This is a genomic window from Streptomyces sp. NPDC096205 (assembly GCF_044763135.1).
Lineage (GTDB): Bacteria > Actinomycetota > Actinomycetes > Streptomycetales > Streptomycetaceae > Streptomyces.
The window spans coordinates 787329-804434 of the sequence record NZ_JBIWFS010000002.1 but is presented as its reverse complement, the minus strand read 5'-3'; the positions used below and the strand labels follow the sequence as shown (position 1 = coordinate 804434).

General features: G+C 74.7%; 15 protein-coding genes. 2 read left to right on the top strand and 13 right to left on the bottom strand.

Translation table 11 applies throughout. From position 1 onward, the window contains the following. Window positions 1-18: 18 nt before the first annotated feature. The 13 genes from ACIQ6Y_RS10125 to ACIQ6Y_RS10065 form a co-directional block, all read right to left on the bottom strand. Entirely contained in the window at window positions 19-1374 is a 1356-nt protein-coding gene (locus ACIQ6Y_RS10125) for a carboxyl transferase domain-containing protein (RefSeq protein ID WP_404035125.1), read from the bottom strand. Next, the gene (locus tag ACIQ6Y_RS10120) at window positions 1371-2846 is read right to left on the bottom strand and encodes an acyl-CoA synthetase (RefSeq protein ID WP_404035122.1); all 1476 of its coding nucleotides are present in this window, start codon (window positions 2844-2846) and stop codon (window positions 1371-1373) included. Before ACIQ6Y_RS10120 ends, ACIQ6Y_RS10125 begins: the two co-directional genes overlap by 4 nt. A gap of 103 nt (window positions 2847-2949) precedes the next feature. Beyond that, on the bottom strand, window positions 2950-3558 hold the full coding sequence (locus ACIQ6Y_RS10115; RefSeq protein ID WP_404035120.1) for an O-methyltransferase: 609 nt from the start codon (window positions 3556-3558) through the stop codon (window positions 2950-2952). Between the two features lie 75 nt (window positions 3559-3633). Further along, on the bottom strand, window positions 3634-4701 hold the full coding sequence (locus ACIQ6Y_RS10110) for a MerR family transcriptional regulator (protein ID WP_404035117.1): 1068 nt from the start codon (window positions 4699-4701) through the stop codon (window positions 3634-3636). Between the two features lie 64 nt (window positions 4702-4765). After that, a complete protein-coding gene (locus ACIQ6Y_RS10105) occupies window positions 4766-5356 on the bottom strand; it encodes a hypothetical protein (protein ID WP_404035115.1) in 591 nt (196 codons plus the stop codon). Then, entirely contained in the window at window positions 5334-6152 is an 819-nt protein-coding gene (locus tag ACIQ6Y_RS10100; RefSeq protein WP_404035113.1) for an FkbM family methyltransferase, read from the bottom strand. Before ACIQ6Y_RS10100 ends, ACIQ6Y_RS10105 begins: the two co-directional genes overlap by 23 nt. Next, the gene (locus ACIQ6Y_RS10095; protein ID WP_404035110.1) at window positions 6149-6385 is read right to left on the bottom strand and encodes a Trm112 family protein; all 237 of its coding nucleotides are present in this window, start codon (window positions 6383-6385) and stop codon (window positions 6149-6151) included. The genes ACIQ6Y_RS10100 and ACIQ6Y_RS10095 overlap by 4 nt, the downstream gene beginning before the upstream one ends. Next, window positions 6382-7278, bottom strand: coding sequence for a hypothetical protein (locus ACIQ6Y_RS10090; RefSeq protein WP_404036386.1), 897 nt, complete (start codon window positions 7276-7278; stop codon window positions 6382-6384). Before ACIQ6Y_RS10090 ends, ACIQ6Y_RS10095 begins: the two co-directional genes overlap by 4 nt. A 17-nt stretch (window positions 7279-7295) precedes the next feature. Beyond that, on the bottom strand, window positions 7296-8024 hold the full coding sequence (locus ACIQ6Y_RS10085) for a methyltransferase domain-containing protein (RefSeq protein WP_404035108.1): 729 nt from the start codon (window positions 8022-8024) through the stop codon (window positions 7296-7298). Next, a complete protein-coding gene (locus tag ACIQ6Y_RS10080; RefSeq protein WP_404035105.1) occupies window positions 8021-9265 on the bottom strand; it encodes a condensation protein in 1245 nt (414 codons plus the stop codon). Before ACIQ6Y_RS10080 ends, ACIQ6Y_RS10085 begins: the two co-directional genes overlap by 4 nt. Continuing rightward, the gene (locus ACIQ6Y_RS10075; RefSeq protein ID WP_404035102.1) at window positions 9262-13383 is read right to left on the bottom strand and encodes an alpha-(1->3)-arabinofuranosyltransferase family protein; all 4122 of its coding nucleotides are present in this window, start codon (window positions 13381-13383) and stop codon (window positions 9262-9264) included. Before ACIQ6Y_RS10075 ends, ACIQ6Y_RS10080 begins: the two co-directional genes overlap by 4 nt. Further along, the gene (locus ACIQ6Y_RS10070) at window positions 13380-14090 is read right to left on the bottom strand and encodes a class I SAM-dependent methyltransferase (RefSeq protein ID WP_404036383.1); all 711 of its coding nucleotides are present in this window, start codon (window positions 14088-14090) and stop codon (window positions 13380-13382) included. Before ACIQ6Y_RS10070 ends, ACIQ6Y_RS10075 begins: the two co-directional genes overlap by 4 nt. A gap of 101 nt (window positions 14091-14191) precedes the next feature. Beyond that, window positions 14192-15334, bottom strand: a complete 1143-nt coding sequence (locus tag ACIQ6Y_RS10065) for a glycosyltransferase family 4 protein (RefSeq protein WP_404035099.1) — start codon at window positions 15332-15334, stop codon at window positions 14192-14194. A gap of 305 nt (window positions 15335-15639) precedes the next feature. Here ACIQ6Y_RS10065 and ACIQ6Y_RS10060 point away from each other — a divergent pair, with 305 nt between their 5' ends. Together ACIQ6Y_RS10060 and ACIQ6Y_RS10055 are read left to right on the top strand one after the other, a co-directional pair. Beyond that, window positions 15640-15798, top strand: a complete 159-nt coding sequence (locus ACIQ6Y_RS10060; protein ID WP_404035096.1) for a hypothetical protein — start codon at window positions 15640-15642, stop codon at window positions 15796-15798. Beyond that, on the top strand, window positions 15795-17039 hold the full coding sequence (locus ACIQ6Y_RS10055) for a PucR family transcriptional regulator (RefSeq protein WP_404035093.1): 1245 nt from the start codon (window positions 15795-15797) through the stop codon (window positions 17037-17039). Before ACIQ6Y_RS10060 ends, ACIQ6Y_RS10055 begins: the two co-directional genes overlap by 4 nt. Window positions 17040-17106 lie beyond the last annotated feature (67 nt).

Sequence of the window (17106 nt, the reverse complement as noted above, 5' to 3'; positions counted from 1 at the left end):
AGGGGCCCCAGTTGACCCTCAGGGGTGACGATCACCTGTTCCAGGGAACAGCTGATCCCCTGTTCGGATCAGTCCGAGCTCAGCCAAGTCCTGCGGCCGCAGCCGCAGTTGACCGGCGGTCGCCTCGATCTCCTCCGGCGGGCGCTTCAGGATCGCGGCCGCGAGCTCCGGCGCGATGACGGAGAAGTAACTGTCCGGCGCGGCCCAGGTGTTGCCGGGCGCGGCCAGGGTCAGTGCCCCGCCCGAGCCGCCCTCGCCGATCAGCAGCGTGGTCACCGGGGTGCGGGCGCCCGCCACCGCGGCGAACAGCTCCGCGATCGCCGCGCCCGCACCCTGCCGCTCGGCCTCGGCGTCGTTGGCCGCGCCCGGAGTGTCCACCAGGGTCAGCACCGGGATGCCGAGCCGGTCCGCGAGCCGGATCAGCCGGGTCGCCGTCCGGTAGCCCGCCGGGCGGGTGGCGGTCCCGCACTGGGCGGCGTACGCGACGGTACGGCCCCGATGCTCGCCGAAGCCGCACAGCATGCCGGGGTCGGTGCCGCCGCAGCGGTCGCCGCTGATCGCCACCCGGTCGGTGAAGTAGGCGTCCAGATAGGCCTCGGCGCGGGGGCGTTCGGGGGAGCGGGCCCGCCGGACCGCGTCCCAGCCGGTGCGCGGGAGGTCGCGGGCGCCGAGGGGCTCGGGCGGGGGCGCGGCTTCGGCGGAGGGCGCCGTCAGCAGCCGCAGCCAGCGGCCCAGCACCTCGCGCAGCTCCTGCGGCGGTACGACCGCGTCGGCCGCGCCCGCCGCGACCTGCGCCTCGGCCGTGTACGCGGCCGGGTCGGCGTCCGCCGGGCGCACCCGGGAGCCGGCGAAGCCCACCTGGGCGCCGGGGAGGGCGAGGACCACGTCGGCGCCCGCGCCCAGGGTGGCCCAGCCGCCGCCGGTCGTCGGGTCGCGCAGCACGGCGATCTGCGGCAGCCCGGCCTCACGCGTGAGCACCGACTGCCGGGCCACGCGCTGGAGTTGGGTCAGCGCGACCATGCCCTCCTGCATCCGGCTGCCGCCCGTGGCGATCAACGGCACGACCGGCAGCCGGTGTTCGCGTGCGTGGACGTACGCCGCCTCGATGCGGTCGCCGGTGCGTTCGCCGAGGGAGCCGCCCAGGAACCCGAACTCGAAGGAGATCAGCACGGCCCGGGTGCCCCCGACACGGGCGGTGCCGCACACCACCGACTCCGGCTCGCCGGTGCGCTCGGCGGCGCGGGCGCGGGCGGCGTCGTAGCCGTGCCAGCCGAGGGGGCCGTCGGGGGCCGGCTCGCGCTCGGGCGGCGGCAGCTCGGTGAAGTCCTCGGCGACCAGGGCGATCGCCTGCCGTGCGGTGAGGCGTACGGTCATGAGGTCAGCGCCCGCTTCATGATCTTGCCCATGTCGTTGCGGGGCAGCGCGTCGAGGTGGTGGACGACCCGGGGCCGCTTGTGCGGGGCGAGCCGCCGGGCCACGTGGTCGGCCAACTCGGCGAGGGTGGGCGGGGCCTCGGGGTCGGCGGACACGATCCAGGCGACGATCCGCTCGCCCAGGTCCGGGTCCGGCTCCCCGGTCACGGCGGCCTCGCGCACGCCCGGGTGCTCCAGCAGGGCGTTCTCGATCTCACCGGCCCCGATCTTGTAACCGCCGCTCTTGATCAGGTCGGTGGCCTTGCGGCCGACGATGCGGACATAGCCGTCGGGCTCGCGCACCGCCATGTCCCCGGTGCGGAAGAACCCGTCCTGCGTGAACGCGGCCGCGGTGGCGTCGGGCCGGTTGAGGTACTCGGTGAACAGGTTCGGCCCGCGCACCTGGATCTCCCCGACGGTCTCCCCGTCGTACGCCGTGATCCCGGAGCCGTCCTCCTCCACCAGCCGCAGCTCCACGCCGGGCAGCGGCACCCCCACGGTCCCGGCGCGGGCCTCGCCGTCGGCGCGGACGCTGGGCCGGGGGTCCGGGGGTGTCCACCGGGACGAGCACAGCATCAGGGTCTCCGTCATGCCGTACCGCTCGATGACCCGGCGCCCGGTCGCCGCCGCGATCCGCTCGTGGTCGTGCACCGGAAGCGCGGCCGACCCGGACACCAGCAGCCGCGCCCCCGCCAGCGCCTTCGCCAGCTCCGGGTCGCCGGGCAGGGTCTCCGCGATCCGGTGGTACATCGTCGGCACCCCGAACAGCATCGTCGCGCCGGACGCCAGCTCCCGCGTCACGCCCTCGGTGGTGAACCGGCCCAGATGCCGTACGCCGCCGCCCCGCCGCAGCGGGCCGAGGATGCCGAGCACCAGCCCGTGCACATGGAACAGCGGCAGCCCGTGCACCAGCTCGTCGGCGTCCGTCCACTGCCAGGCGTCGGCCAGCGCGTCCAGCGTCGAGGCGATCGCCCGCCGCGGGATGACGGCGCCCTTGGGCGGGCCGGTCGTGCCGGACGTGTAGACGACCAGAGCCGGGTCGGCGTCACCGGCCGACTCCGCGGGCAGGGCGCCTTCCGCGTGCACGTCGACCTCGACGCGCGCCAACCCCTGGGCCGCCTCGGGCAGTTCGGCACCCGGCCCGACGAGGACGACGTCCGGCGCGCTGTCGCTCAGGATGTGCGCCAGCTCCTTCTCGCCCGACTTCGGGTTCAGCGGCACCAGCGGCAGCCCGGCGACCAGCACGCCCACCGCACCGACGGCCGTCTCCAGCTCGGGCGTCGCCCACACGGCGACCCGGCCCGCACCACGCACCCCCTCCGCCACGGCACCGGCCGCGGCGGCGAGTCGCGCGTACGTCAGCGACCGCGCCCCGAACCGGAGCGCGACGCGCTCGCCCGGTCCACCGGCGAGCGCGGGAAAGAGGGAGGACACGCGGGGCACTCCTTGACGATCGGAAACGGCCGGGAAATTCGACGACGAACCGTTCCTACCCCAACCCCGCCGGAGCCCGCAGGAGCCCGGCCCGTGACAACGGTCACCGAGCGACGCGGCGCGTCCCCACGACCGCGCTCAGATCCGGCGCGAGCCGCAGTTCCACGGTGTGCAGCGCCGGGTGGTCCAGCCAGTGCAGCCGGGCCAGGTCGGGGCGGCCGTCGTGGAGGGGCGGCCAGGTGGTGGCGGGTGTGAAGTCGTCGACGACGACCGTGCCGCCGGGGGCGAGGAGCCGCTCCACGTCGGCGGGCGCGTCACCGGGCGCCTTGCCCTGTCCGCCGCCGTCCAGGACCAGCAGGTCGAACGGCCCGTGCTCCTCGATGCGCCGCCAGTCACCGGTGAGCACCTCCACACCGGGCCGGTCGGCGAACAGGGCCGCCGCCGCCCGGGCCCGCTGCGGATCGCGTTCCACGCTGACCAGCCGTACGGCTTCCCCGGCGCCGGACGCCAGCCACGCCAGGCCGACGCCGAGCCCGGTGCCGGTCTCCCCGATGACCCGCCAGGCGCCGCCCGCCAGGGCGTGCAGCAGGCGGCCCTGTTCGGGGCGGCAGGAGTGCGGGAAGCCGTGCGCTTGGGCGGCGGCGACGGCGCGGGCGACGAGCGGGGGCAGGGGACCGGCAGAGGCGTGGGCGGCGGTTCCGGCGAGGGACATGCCGCCGATCCTGCCGGATCGGGCCGGAGCCCGCTGTTCGATCGGGCCTCCTGTTTTCCGGACCGGACCTCTTGCTCAGGCCCCGGCCATCACCACGTCCGCGACCACGCAGCTGATGTTGTCCGGGCCGCCGGCGTCGTTCGCGGCGTCGGTCAGCGTGCGGACGGCGTCGGCGGGGGAGGCGGCCTCGGTCAGGAGGTGTCGGATGTGTTCGTCGGGGACGGTGACGGACAGTCCGTCGGAGCAGAGCAGGTAGCGGTCGCCGGGGCGGGCCTCGTGGAGGCGGAGGTCGGGCAGGGGGTCGGTGTCCGCGGAGAGGGACTTCAGGAGCAGGAAGCGCTGCGGATGCGACTCCGCCTCCTCGGGTGTCAGCCGGCCCTCGTCGAGCAGGGACTGCACGACGGTGTGGTCGTGGGTGATGCGGAAGAGCGCGCCGTCGCGCAGGACGTAGGCCCGGGAGTCGCCGATGTGGGCCAGGGCCAGCGCGGAGCCGGTCCAGAGCATGGCGGTCAGGGTGGTGCCTGTCTCCTCGGCCCCCGCGGTCTCCCGCACGGCGCGGGACGCGTCGCGCACGGCGTCCTCCAGCAGCCCGAGCACGCTGCCGTCCGGCAGGTCGCCGGTGTCCAGCGCGGCCAGGGCATCGAGGGCGGCGCCGCTCGCGCCCTCGCCGCGCGGCCCGTAGCCGTCGGCGACCGCGAGCAGTCGCCGCCCCGCATAGGCGGCGTCCTGGTTGGCGGGGCGCGTCCGGCCTCGGTCGGAGTGCGCGGCATAACGGAGTTCCAGCATGGTGGTGTCCTCCCGTGTCGGGGTCGACAGATGGTCGACGAGGAACGCGGCGAGGTCCCGCCGTACGGCCGTCTCCGCCTCGACGCGCGCCCAGTGGGCCCGGATCTCCGCGGCAGCCGCGCGGGCGTCCCGCTCCTGGAGGTCGCACACCTCGCGGATCGACGCGAGCGGCATCCCGAGCCGTCGCAGCCACGCCACGAGCCGGGCCCGCTCCAGCTGCCCGGCCGCGTAGTACCGGTAGCCGGTGTCCGGGTCGACCCGCGCCGGCCGCAGCAACTCCAGCTCGTCGTACAGCCGCAGTGCCTTGGGCGACAGCCGGCTCACCTTCGCGAAGGCCCCGATCGTCAGCATCTCCATGGAGTACCTCGCCCTGTCCTCGTCTCTTCCGCCACCGATGCTGGGGCTTCACCGAAGGGGAAGGTCAACCACCGCCCACCGCCGTCCGCTGGAGCAGCCCCCAGGTGAACTCCGCGACCACCTCCCGGCGTACGCCGTCGAGGTCCGGGGCTGTGAAGACCAGGCCCCATCGGGTGGGGGCGGTGCCTTCCAGGGGGCGGGCCGGGGCGAAGGCGCGCGCGGCCTCGTCGACCGTGCAGGACCAGGGGGTGAGGTCCGCCAGGGTGTGCAGGGCCGGGGCCTTCGCGCCCGGGGCGCGGACCAGCCATTCGTTCCAGACCGTGCCGTCGGGGGCCAGGAGGATCTCGAAGCGCAGGTCGGGCCAGAGAGGGACCGGCCACTGCCGGGCCTCGCAGTCCAGGTCGCCGATACGGCGGGGCGTGACGGACTCCGGCGGGCCGAGGACCGAGCGGTAGCGGCTCGCGGCGGGCCGCGCCCGGGGTGAGCGGGTCATCGCCTGCCAGCGCTTGTTGGCCTCGCGCATCTCCGCCACCGACACGCCGAGTTCATGGCGGGCCCGCTCCACCAGGACCGGGTTGTGGTCGGCCATGCGGCGCAGCAGCACCAGCTGGAAGTGCAGGGGCGTGAACGGGCTAGCTGACGGCATGCGTCCCATCGTCGCGCACCCGCGCCCCGGCCGGGCGGCGGCCGTCCGGGAGGAACAGCACCGAGTTGACGTACCGCGGCCGGTCCCCGAAGGGCAGGACACGGCGGGCCAGCCCGTGGGAGGCGACATGGGCGGCACGGGCCTGGTGCGCCTCCAGGGGGAAGGCGGACAGCGGGACCCAGGTGTCCGCGGGCAGCACCCAGCCCTCGTAGCCGAGCAGGCGCAGATACGTCACCACCGGCGCGACCGGCTGGATACGGGACTCCAGCTCCACGAACAGGGCCGGCCGGTCGCGGGAGAGCAGGGCCGTCGCGCCGCGCAGGACCGCGGGCTCGCTGCCGTCCACGTCGACCTTGACGAAGCCGACGTCCTTCAGGCCCAGGTCGTCCAGCGCCACCACGCGCACCGGGACGGCACGGGCGTGGATGTCCCGCCGTACGAGCGAGGAGACGCCCCGGTCGCCGGGGTCGCCCGCGGGCAGCCACAGGCGGGCCGTGCCGGGGCGGTCGCCTGCCGCGGCCTCGACGACCCGGACGTTTCCCGGGGCGGTCGCCGTGAGCAGGCGGGCCAGGTGCGGTACCGGCTCCACCGTCACCACCCGGCGGGACCGCCCGGCCAGCCGGTGGGTCCAGGGGCCGTACCAGCCGCCGACGTCCACCGCCGTCCCGCAGCCGGGCGGGCAGAAGTCGCCGAGGCGGGCCAGCTCCGGCTCGAAGCGCGGGTACACCGCACGCGCGGCGGCCGCGACCAGCCGTGGCGGCAGGTGCGGGGCGAGCCGGGCCGCCAGGGTGGGCCGGCCGGTCATGGTGCCGTCCCGGGGGCCTCGGGGTGTTCCCCGGAAAGGCGCAGCAGGAAGTCCTCGTGCTCGTCGTCCCCCAGCTGCTCCCCGGACGACGGCAGCAGTTGCGGGATGCCGTCCACGATCGGGTAGCGGCGGCGCAGCCGCGGGTTGTACAGGGCGTCGTCGGCCAGCAGGTGCAGCGGGCCCTTGTCGAGCGGGCAGGCCAGGATCTTCAGCAGGGGGTCGTCCGGTTTCACATGAACTCCTCGGCGGGGACGGGGGCTTGCGGGGCCGGGTCGTGCTTCGGCACGGACAGCAGCACGCCGACCGCCAGGCAGATGCCCGCCAGCCGCAGCGCGAGCCGCACCGGATCGCCCGGCAGGGCCTCGCCGAACGACAGCGAGCCCAGCACGGCCGTGTACAGACACGTCACCGTCGTACACACCGGCACGATCAGCGACGCCCGGCAGCGTTGCAGCGCGGCCTGCGACATCACCAGACCGAACGCGCCGGTGAACAGCAGCAGATAGGGGTACGGGGAGCGGGCCAGCCCGGCCAGGGCCTGTCCGGGCGGGCTCCCCGTCAGACAGCCGGACACGCCCTTCACGGCCAGCGAGCTCACCCCGTACAGCAGGCCGACCGCCACGCCGTACTCGACGCCCGTGGTCGGCATCCGGTGGCGGCGCGCGGCGCGGCGCTCGGCGGCGCGGTACAGCCACACCCCGCCCGCCAGCGACGGCACGCACACCAGCAGAACCAGCGGGTACGGCGCCGACCGGCCCACTCGCTCGGTGTCCTCCAGCGACAGCACCACCATCAGCAGCGCGGCGAGGATCGCGGCCAGCGCGTACCGCTCGCGCCCGCTGGTCTCCTCCCGCAGCAGCCGCGCCGACAGCAGCACCAGCAGGACCAGGCCGGAGACGAAGATGCCCTGCGCGGCGGCGATCGGCAGCGTCCGGTAGACCACGAGCTGCGCCCCGAACCCGGCCGCGAGCGCCGCCGAGCCCGCCAGCCACAGCGGGCTGCCCAGCACGTGGCGCAGCAGCCGCGCCGGGCGCCGCACCGACACCTCCGGCATGCCCGCCAGCGCCCGCTTCTCCAGCACGAAACCGCTGCTGTACAGCACGTTCGCCAGCAGGGCCGCGGCCACTCCCCACCACACGGGCTTCAGGTCCTTCGCGCGTGCAGCAGCAGGATCGAGGCCAGCGACGGTCGCGCGCAGGCCAGCCGGTCCAGCGGCCTGAGCGGCCGGGGCACCCCGTGGAAGGGCGCCCCGGCCAGCGTCACGACCTCGAAGCCGGACGCGGCGACGAACTCCCGCAGCGCCCGGGCCGTGTACAGCCGCAGATGTCCTACGACCTCCCGGCCCGGCCGGCCGTGGATCGCGCGCAGGCTCACCTCGGAGAACACCGGCTGCACCCCGGCCAGCAGCAGACCGCGGTTGTACCAGGCGGCCAGGTTCGGGGTGGACAGCATCAGATGGCCGCCCGGGCGCAGCACCCGGCGCAGTTCCTCCAGGGCCGCGTCCGGGTCGACGAGGTGCTCGACGACCTCGCTGAACAGCACCGCGTCCGCCGATCCGGCCCGGAACGGCAGCCCACCGCCGGTGAGTTCGCCGCGCACGGCGTACGGCAGCCGGGTGCGGGCGCGGCCGAGCGCGTCCTGGGACCAGTCGACGCCGACGAGGTGATGGCCGGCGAGGAGGGGAGCCGCCGTGGCGGCCGCGGTGCCGTCGCCGCAGCCGATGTCGAGGATCGTTCGGGGGGCGGTGGTGGCGGGGCCGAGCGCTGTCGCGAGCATGCGCGCCTGACGCATTGAGCGGGCGCTGCCGGAGGCGACCGGCACGGCGGGGTCCTCGTAGAAGTCGCGCAGTTCCCCAGGGGCGACGGCCGTCATGCGGGGACCTCCGTGGTGTGCAGGTGCTCCTCGAACAGGTCGCGCAGGTGGGCGCCGTCGCCCGGCCCGAGCAGGGTGCGCGACCAGCGCAGGGCCAGGTGGAGGCGGCCGGCGGTGGAGGCGGTGGTGACGGTGAGGCCGCGCGGCATCCGGGCCGGGGCCGAGAACCACACCGCGTGCGCCCGGCCGCCGTCCTCGCCGAAGTCCAGTGGGTACGGGATGCGGCCGATGTTGCTGAGCAGCGTCGTCGACATCCAGGGCGCGGCCGCCCGGCGCAGCCCTCGCGTGAGGGCCGCCCGCCAAGCGACCGGCGTGACCGGCTTCGTCAACAGAGCTGCCCCATGGCCGAGTTGGGGGCGGGGTTGGACCTTCAACGCGCGGGTGCGGGTCGCCGTACGGCGGAGCAGATCGGGCATGGGGAGGTGCAACTCCTGCGGTGCCAGGGTTACTTCGACCAGGCGGGTGCCGTTGCCGATGGGCATGGAGGCGTCCCTCGGGCGGTCGTCCACGGGCATGGTGATGCGCAGCGGGCGGGGGCGGGCGCCGTGCTCGCCGTTCCAGTGGGCGAGGGTGAGGGCGGTGGCGGCCATCAGCTGGTCGTTCACCGTGTAGGGGGCGCCTTTCGGGCGCCGGGGCAGGGGCAGTTCGGTGACGAGGAGGCCGTTGCCGGGGGTGGGCTCGGGTGTGCCGGGGGCGATCCTGGCGGGGCGGGCCCAGGGGGAGGGCGCGGGTGGTGGGGGTGCGGCTTCCTGCGTCCGTACGGGGGGCGTCGAAGGAGCGTTGTCCCGGCCGCCGTACAGCTCCGCCGCGGTGGCGAGGACACGGAGGCAGGCGGGGCCGTCCAGGGCGGTGTGGTTGACGGTGAGGAGCAGGACCGTGCCGGCCTCCTCGACGGCCTCCAGCCGTATCGGCGGCGACACCGACAGCGCGGGCGCGTACGTCAGTGCACGCGTCCGGGCGTCCCGCAGGGCGTCCTTCCCCGGCTCGGGGAACGTCACCACCTCCACGTCCGGGTCCGTCGTCAGCTCCCACAGGTAGCGGCGGTGGTACCAGCGGGCCGGCGCCTCGCGCATCAGGATGCGGGGGTGCTGGTGCAGGGCCTCGTGGAAGGCCTTGCGGAGACGGCCGGGGTCGAGGCGGCCCGGGAGGTGGACCTCGATGTGGACGGTCTCCGGTTCGGCCTCCTGATGGCAGTGGCGGGAGATCTCGTCCACGACGGGGAACGGCACCCGTGTCGTCATGCCCGGCCCTCCTTCCGTGCTCCCGGCTCGCGCACGCTCACCAGCGCCGCGAACAGCCCTGTCAACGCCAGCAGTTGGGCGACCGGCCCGAAGGCCCCGGCCCCTTCCGTCGCGGGCCGTCCCGCGCCCGTCGCCGCCACGAGACCCGCGGCCGCGAGGGAGGCGAACGCCAGCGGCACGAGGAGAGCGTGGCGGCGGTGGGCCAGCACGGCGAGGGCCGGGACCAGCAGGGCGAACCAGCCCGCGATCACCACGCCGACCAGCGTCAGCGCCACCGTGCCGAGCCAGAACCCCGGTGCGGGCGGCACCGGCTGCGGCTCGTCCGGGTTCTCCGCGCGCCTGCGCCACAGCACCAGACAGGCCAGCACGGCGATCCCGGCCCCGCTGCCGATCAGCGCCCCCTCGTAGGCCGTCGACGGCTCGTACGTCAGCTTCACCGTGCCGCCCGCCCCGGCCGGGATCCGCCAGCCCTGCTGCCAGCCGTCGAGCCGGACCGGGGTCAGCTCCTCGCCGTTCAGGGTGGCCTTCCAGCCGTCGTTGTGGTTCTCGTACGTCGTCAGGTACGAGGCCGCGCCCGAGCCGACCGTCACCTCGCGGCGGTCGCCCAGCCAGTCCCGTACGCGCAGCTCACGCCCGCTGGTGGACGGCTCGGGAAGCGTGCCGCGGGTCAGTGTGACGTCGGTGAGGAGCAGCGGGCCGGAGTCGGCCGACTCCAGCCGATGGGCGCCTTCCGGGAGGTCGAGCGACCCGCCCGGACACAGCGTCACGTCCACCGCCCGGTGCTGGACCAGGTCCCGCACGGTCCCCGTCACGCGCGTGTCGTACCGCTGCCCGTCCACCGAGACCACCGGCCCCTTCCCGCACGGCAGGGAGAAGGTCCGGGAGGGGTCGGGCTGCGGCACGCGGTAGCGGTCGAGGGAGGGGACGTACGCCTCGGTGAGGCCCACCGGCAGCTGGAGGTCCTCGTCGACGACCGGGTTGTGCAGGGTGAGCGGGGCGGTCGCGGTGACGGTGATGTCGAGGCGGTCGGTGGTGATCGGCGGGAAGCGCACCCAGCCGTTGTCGTCGACGGCGGCGACCGCAGCGCCGTCCGGGGAGCTGAGGTGGACCTGCGTGGGCCGGGTGGTCAGCCCGCCCGCCGGGGCCAGCACCAGCTCGCCCACCGGCTGCTTGTCCGGCCAGCGCAGATGCAGCGTCGGGCGGTCCCCGGCGATCCAGGCCGTCGTCAGGTCGCCGTCGGTGAGGTTGCGGGCCGACAGGCCCACGCCGAGGCGGGCGGTGGAGTCGGCGGTGGCGGTGATCCGGCCGGCCTGGTCCGGCGCCACCTCGTACAGCAGCCGGTCCAGCCGCTCACCGGGCACGGGGATCGCGCTCGCCCGGAACCCGTACGCGCCGGGCGTGTTGACGGAGAAGCCGCGGCGCAGGCCGGACTCCATGCCGGTCGGGGAGACGCTCGCCGGGTCGGCCGTACGGTGCAGGGAGACCACGTCCGCGGCCGAGCCGGAGCCCCGGGTGTCGGCGGGCAGCCGCAGCAGCCGGGACACGGTCACCCCGGGCAGGTCCACCTCGGAGAAGCCCGCCCCGGTGAGCCCGGCGCGCCGCTCGACCGAGTCGACGATCGTCAGCCGCATCCAGCGCGTCGGCCCGGGGAACGCCCGGATGCTCTGGGCCGTGCCGTCGGGCCGCAGGAAGCTGGTCGCCGAGCCCCGCTCGGTCTCCACCCGCACCCGGGTCGGCGCCGCCCGCACACTGCCCTGCGGCAGCGGAGTGACCTCGAAGGACGACGGCATGTCGTAGGACCCGCTGAAGCCGATCCGCAGCCACTGCCCGTCGGGCGAGCCGTCCGAGCCCTCCGCCCAGGCGGTCGCCGGGTCGCCGTCGAAGGCGTTCACCGGATCGAACTGCGGCAGATGGAAGAACCAGCTGCCGTACGACGACGCCGTCACCGACCGCGCGCCGCGCAGCTCGGCCACCGTCTGGTGCTCCACACCCGTCACCGGCAGGATCTGGTGCGGCTTCTCACCGGGGTCCTGAAGGGCGCCCTGCGCGTTGCGCTCGTCGCGGGTGTACGTGTACGAGGTGTTGGCGTCGACGAGGCCGAAGCGGGTGTCCGCGCGCCGCAGCCCGTCGCCGATGACCTGCACGGGCGGGGTGCCGAGCCCGGGGTGGTTGTCGCCGGTCAGCACGGTCGCCCGGCCGCGCATCGCGGAGGCCAGCGGCAAAAGCGCCTCCGGGCCGCCCGAGACCACGGCCGTGTCGGCGACCGCCGTCAGCCGGGCCTGCCCCGGCCGGGGCACCGCCTCGTCGGCGGGCCGGTAGATCTCCACCGCCCGCACCCGCGGGTACAGGCCCTCCACCTGGAGCGGGGTGTCCTCGGCGATCCGGCCGACGGTCGTCACCGGGCCGAGCCCGGTCACCCGCTCGTAGCCGGACTGCTCCAGGGTCCGCTTCACGGTCGTGGTCGGGGTCCAGCCGATCTGGTCCGGGTCGAGGTCGTTGCGGACGACCACGTAGTACAGCCCGGCCCGGCTCAAGTAGTCGGCCAGACCAGGCACTTCGCCGCCGGTGAGCAGGGCCTGCTGGACGGCGTCCATGGCGCGGCGGTTGCCGGGCGTGCCGAAGGGGACGTAGTCGCGCTGCGCCCAGCGGGAGCCGGCGACCACGTCCAGGGGCTGGTCGATGGTCGAGCCCCAGGTGTACACCCCGTGCGCGGTCGCGGGGACGACCAGGGCCCGCGAGTCGGGCGAGTACTTCTCCAGCCAGTCGGCGGTGGCCTTCCAGTACGCGGGGATCTCCCGGAACGAACCCGGGTTCAGGATCGACCCGTTGAGATACGGCCACACCAGCCCCGGCAGCACCAGCACGGCCGCGGCGAACGGCAGCACGCGCCGGCCGCGCACCGCCCGCGCCCCGCGCGGCTCGGCGGCCACCGCGACGAAGTGCGCGAGCCCGAGGGTGAGCGCGAGGGCCACACCCGTCTGGAACTTGTAGATGTTGCGGAACGGCGCCAGCGCCCCGTCCAGCCAGCCCTGCACGGCCCCGTGGAAGGGCGCCCCGACCGTGCCGCCGTACCCGGCGAGCAGCACCAGCGCGCACACCAGCGCCGTCAGCACCAGCCAGCGCCGCTCCGGCAGGTCCCGGCGGGCCAGACCCGCGAGCCCGAACCCGGCGGCGAGCGCCGAGCACACGATCACCAGGACCGCCGAGACCACCGTCCATCCGGCCGGCAGCCACGCCTCGCCGAAGTGCAGATACGCCACCCAGTTCCCGGCACCGCGCAGCGCCTCGGTGGCCGACATCGTCTCCGTCGTGGTCTGCGAACTCTCCACGTACGGCAGGAAGTTCTCGCCGTACGCGCCGAGCAGCAGCAGCGGGACCCACCACCAAGCGGTGGCCACCACCATCGCGGGCGCCCACCAGGCGATCAGCTTGCGCCGCCGGGGCCCGGCCGGCCGGGACAGCAGATAGAGACCCACAGGGAGCAGACTGGCGAGGGTGGAGACGGCGTTGACGCCGCCCATGAAGGGCACGAGCAGCGCCGAGCGCAGCGCGGCCACCCGGGCCGTGTACCGCTCGTCCGCCAGCGGCAGCAGCACCCACGGCAGGAACGCGCCCGGCAGCACGGCCGCCGACGTCGACCCGACCACGATGGTGAACACCGGCCACAGCGCGTACGCCACCGCCCCCAGCAGCCGCGAGGCTCCACTGCCGACACCGAGCCGCTCGGCCAGCCGCAGCGCGCCCCAGAAGGCGACGGTCACCACCAGCGACAGCCACAGGCGCTCGGCCAGCCACACCGGCACATGGGCCGTGCGGCACACCCAGTGGAACGGCAGCATCGGCCACAGGTAGCCGACGTACTGGTCCGAGATCCCGCCGAAGCCGCCCCGGTCGTGCCACAACTGCCCCAGGTCGGCGAGGAACTGGCCCGGATCGGTGGTCACCCCCAGCTTGGTGTCGAAGGTCTGCCGCCCCGGCTGCACTGCGAGGAACAGGGCGAGGACCACGGCCCAGAACCCCAGCAGCCAGCGCCGTGACCGCGGCCCCTCGGGCCTGTCGGGCGCGGTCGCGGGGGTGGGGACGGCCGCCGGGGGAGGAACCTGGACCGTGGTCGTCATGGGGCACACCGCCGGAGAATGAGGAGAAGGTTCCAGGTGGCGACCTCACGGAGTCCCGGCACCTTCACGATGCCCTCCGCGAGGAACGGCCAGTAGCGCGACCGCGCCGACACGATCCGCACGTCGTCGCGGGCCCGCACCTGCCGCAGGGTGGGGCCGATGTGCACGGCGAACAGGTTCTCGCCGAGCGTGTGCTTGGCCGGGCGCCCGGTGCGGCGCCGGTACCGCTGCCGGGCCCGCTCGGCGCCGAGGTAGTGCCAGGGCGCCCACTCGTGACCTCCCCACGGAGACAGCCAGTTGGTGAACGACACATAGATCAGCCCACCCGGCCGGGTCACCCGAACCAGCTCGCTGAGGAACGTCTGCGGGTCGGCCACGTGCTCCAGCACGTTGGAGGAGAAGACGACGTCCGCGACACCGTCGTAGAGGGGGAGGAGGTACCCGTCGGCGACGACGGCACCCTCGGGCGGCTTCTCGCCCAGCTCCCGTAAGTCCGGCTCGAAGAGGTACGCGTCGGCCCCGCGCCGCCGGAACTCCTCGGTGAAGTACCCGCCGCCTCCGCCGACATCGACGACGGTACGGCCCTTGACGGACCCGTCGTACGCCTCGACCTGATCGACGGCGTCCCGGGCGAGGAGGGAGTAGCAGGCGACGGGATCGCGCTGCTCACGGAGGAAGGCCCGAAGGAGAAGGACCGAACGCTTTATGGAGGGGTCGCGGGGAACGGGCCCATAGGGGCGCGGGGCTGTGTTCGATGTGCGGCTGCCGCCGCGTGGGCGCGACCAGCCACGACGAACCCGCAACCCGCTCACGGCGACCAACCCCGCACGGCCTCGGCGGCCACCGTACGGAACTGCCTCACCGTCCGGTCCCACCGATACCGCGCCGCCCTGTCCTGCGCGGCCTTACCCATGACCTCACGGCGACGAGTGGACAACGCGAGCGTGCACCACGCCGCGGCGAAGGACGACTCACCACAGGCCAGCACCCCGGTCACCCCGTCCATGACGGAATCCCGCAGCCCGGGCACGTCGAAGGCGATCGCAGGGGTCTGCCGGGCGGCGGCCTCGGTGACGACCAGCCCCCACCCCTCCACGGCGGAAGGGTGCAGCAGCAGCCACGCCGCACACAGCAGCCGGTGCTTCTCGTCCTCGGAGACATGCCCGGCGAAGGAGACACCCTCACCCGCGAGCCGCTCCAACCGCTCCCGTTCAGGCCCGTCCCCGACGACGACCAGTCGACCACCCGTCACCGGGCGCACCCGCTCCCACAACCGCAGCAGCAGATCGATCCGCTTGTACTCGACGAGCCGTCCGACGGCCACGAACAGCGGCTCCGGCGAGCGCCCGGTGTGCGGACCCGGCTCCTCGACGCCGTTGTGCACGACCCGGATGCGGTCGCGCTCGACGCCGATGCCGTGCAGGGCGTGCGCGGTGGAGGGGGAGACGGCGACGAGCAGACCGTCCGGCCGGGCCCCGGTCAGCGCCCAGTGCTCCAGTCGCCGCCCGAGGCGCGCGGCCGGGGCCAGCGGGCCACCGAAGCGCATGCTCCACAGGTCGGTGTGGACGTGGTTGACCAGGCACAGCGTGGGTCCCCGGTGCCACAGCGGGGAGAGGTACGGCATGCCGTTGCACACCTCCACCAGCAGGTCGGTCTCGCCGACCTGGCGGGCGAAGGCGGAACGGGCGCGCAGATAGTGGCCGTAGGCGCCGCCCGCGGAGACGACCCGGTAGTCGCGGTGGGCCGCGGGGCCGCCGCACAGCAGCGTGACCTGGTGGCCGAGGCGGGTGAGGCCGTCGGCGAGCCGGTCGACGAGCAACTCGGAGCCGCCGGCCGACGGGTTGCCGAGGTCGCGGTGGGCGAGGAAGACGATCCGGCGCGGTTCGGGGGGAGGCGCCGTGGGGTGCTGCGCCCGGGGGAGTGCGGCGCGCAGCGAGGACTGCTGGGGCATCGGTGCTCCGACTCGTCTCAGGGTGCGGAACTCAAGTGGGGGGAGGGTGCGTGGGGGACAGTGGGGGAGGGTGCGTGGGTGACGGTGGGGTGGGGTTCGCAAGTTTTCGCCCAGGCGTTCGCCACGGCTACTCACGAGCGTGACAAATTCGGCGGCTATTAGATCTGACGTAATGTCAATTCGTGAGCCCTGGTGGGGGTTGCCCTTGACGGTGCTTCGACGCCGTGCCGAGACTGGGCATCCTGAAGCAGGGGGTGGAACACCGGGGTGGGGCGACCTTTCGGATCGGAGAGGGAGACCCTGAGATGCCCAGACTGCTCGCCGCAACCGTCACCGTCGTGGCCGCCGCCGCGCTCGCCGTGGGCGCCGCCCTCGGCGCCGTCGCCCTGCTCCGGGCCACCCCCGAGCAGCCCGACACCCCGCTGATCACCTATGAACAGGCGGCCGAGGGGAGCACGCCGTGACCGCCCGCCCCACGGCCGTCGCCGCCCCCCGCTCCGCCTGGCACGACGTGCCGCCCCTGAAGGTGCGCCGGTTCGCGGCGATCGCCCTCGCCGAGGCGCCGGAACTCGCGCAGGAGATCATGCGGGAGATCCGCCGCGAGTACCCCCATCTGCCCGTCGTCCTCGACGACAACGGCGAACCCATGGCCCTCGTCGGCATCCGCCGCGCCATCGAGGTCTTCGTCCGGCACCTGGAGCACACCGACTACTCGGCCGGCCGGCCCACCGTCCCGCCCGGTGTCTTCCACGACTTCGGCCGCGGCGAGGGCCTCGGCGGGCGCAGCCTGGACTCCCTCCAGGCCATCTACCGCATGGGCGTACGGCTGGCCTGGCGCCGCTTCGCCGACATCGGCCAGCGCGTACGGATCCCGCCGCCCGCGATGTACGAACTCGTCGACGCCGGATACGAGTACCTCGACGGCCTCGTCGACCAGTCCGTGCGCGGCTACGCCGAGGCCGCCGCCCGCCAGGCCGGGGAGCGGCTGCGCCTGCAGCGCCGGCTGATGGAGCAGCTCCTCGCCGACCGGCAGCGCACCGAGGGTGCCGACGCCCTCGCCGAGCGCGCCTCCCGGGTCGGCTGGCCGCTGCCCCGCCGGGTCGCCGTCGGGGTGCTGCTGCGTCCGGCACGCGAGGCCGTCGCGCCCGCGGTGGGTCAGGAGGTGCTGCTCGACATGGACTACGAGCAGCCGCGCATGGTCGTGCCCGAGCCGGACGCGGCCGGCCGCCGGGACCTGCTGCACCGGGCGCTGGCGGGCTGGGCGGGCGCGATCGGGCCGCCGGTGCCGCTGGCCGACGCGGCGAAGTCGCTGCGCTGGGCCGAGGCCGCCGTACGCCTGATGGAGCGGGGGCTGCTGCCGGCCGGTGAGGTGCTGTTCTGCACCGAGCACACCGAGGCTCTCGTGCTGCTCCAGCCCGAGGAACTGCTCGACGACCTGGCGCTGAGATGCCTGGCCCCGCTGACGCACTGCGGGCCCGCGCACGGGCGGCGGCTCGCGGAGACGCTGCTGGCCTGGCTGGAGACCCGCGGCGGCGCCCCCGAGGTGGCCGCGCGGCTCGGTGTCCATCCGCAGACGGTCCGCTACCGGCTGCGCCAGATCCGCGAACTGTGGGGCGACGAGATCGACGACCCGGACCGCCGCTTCGAGCTGGAGCTGGTGCTGCGGGCCCAGCGGCTGCGGGGGCGGCTGGGGGAGAGCGGCTGAGACCGGTACCGCTGGGGCATTGCCCGGTGAAACGGACTTTGAGTAGCCTGTGTTCGTCATTCCGATC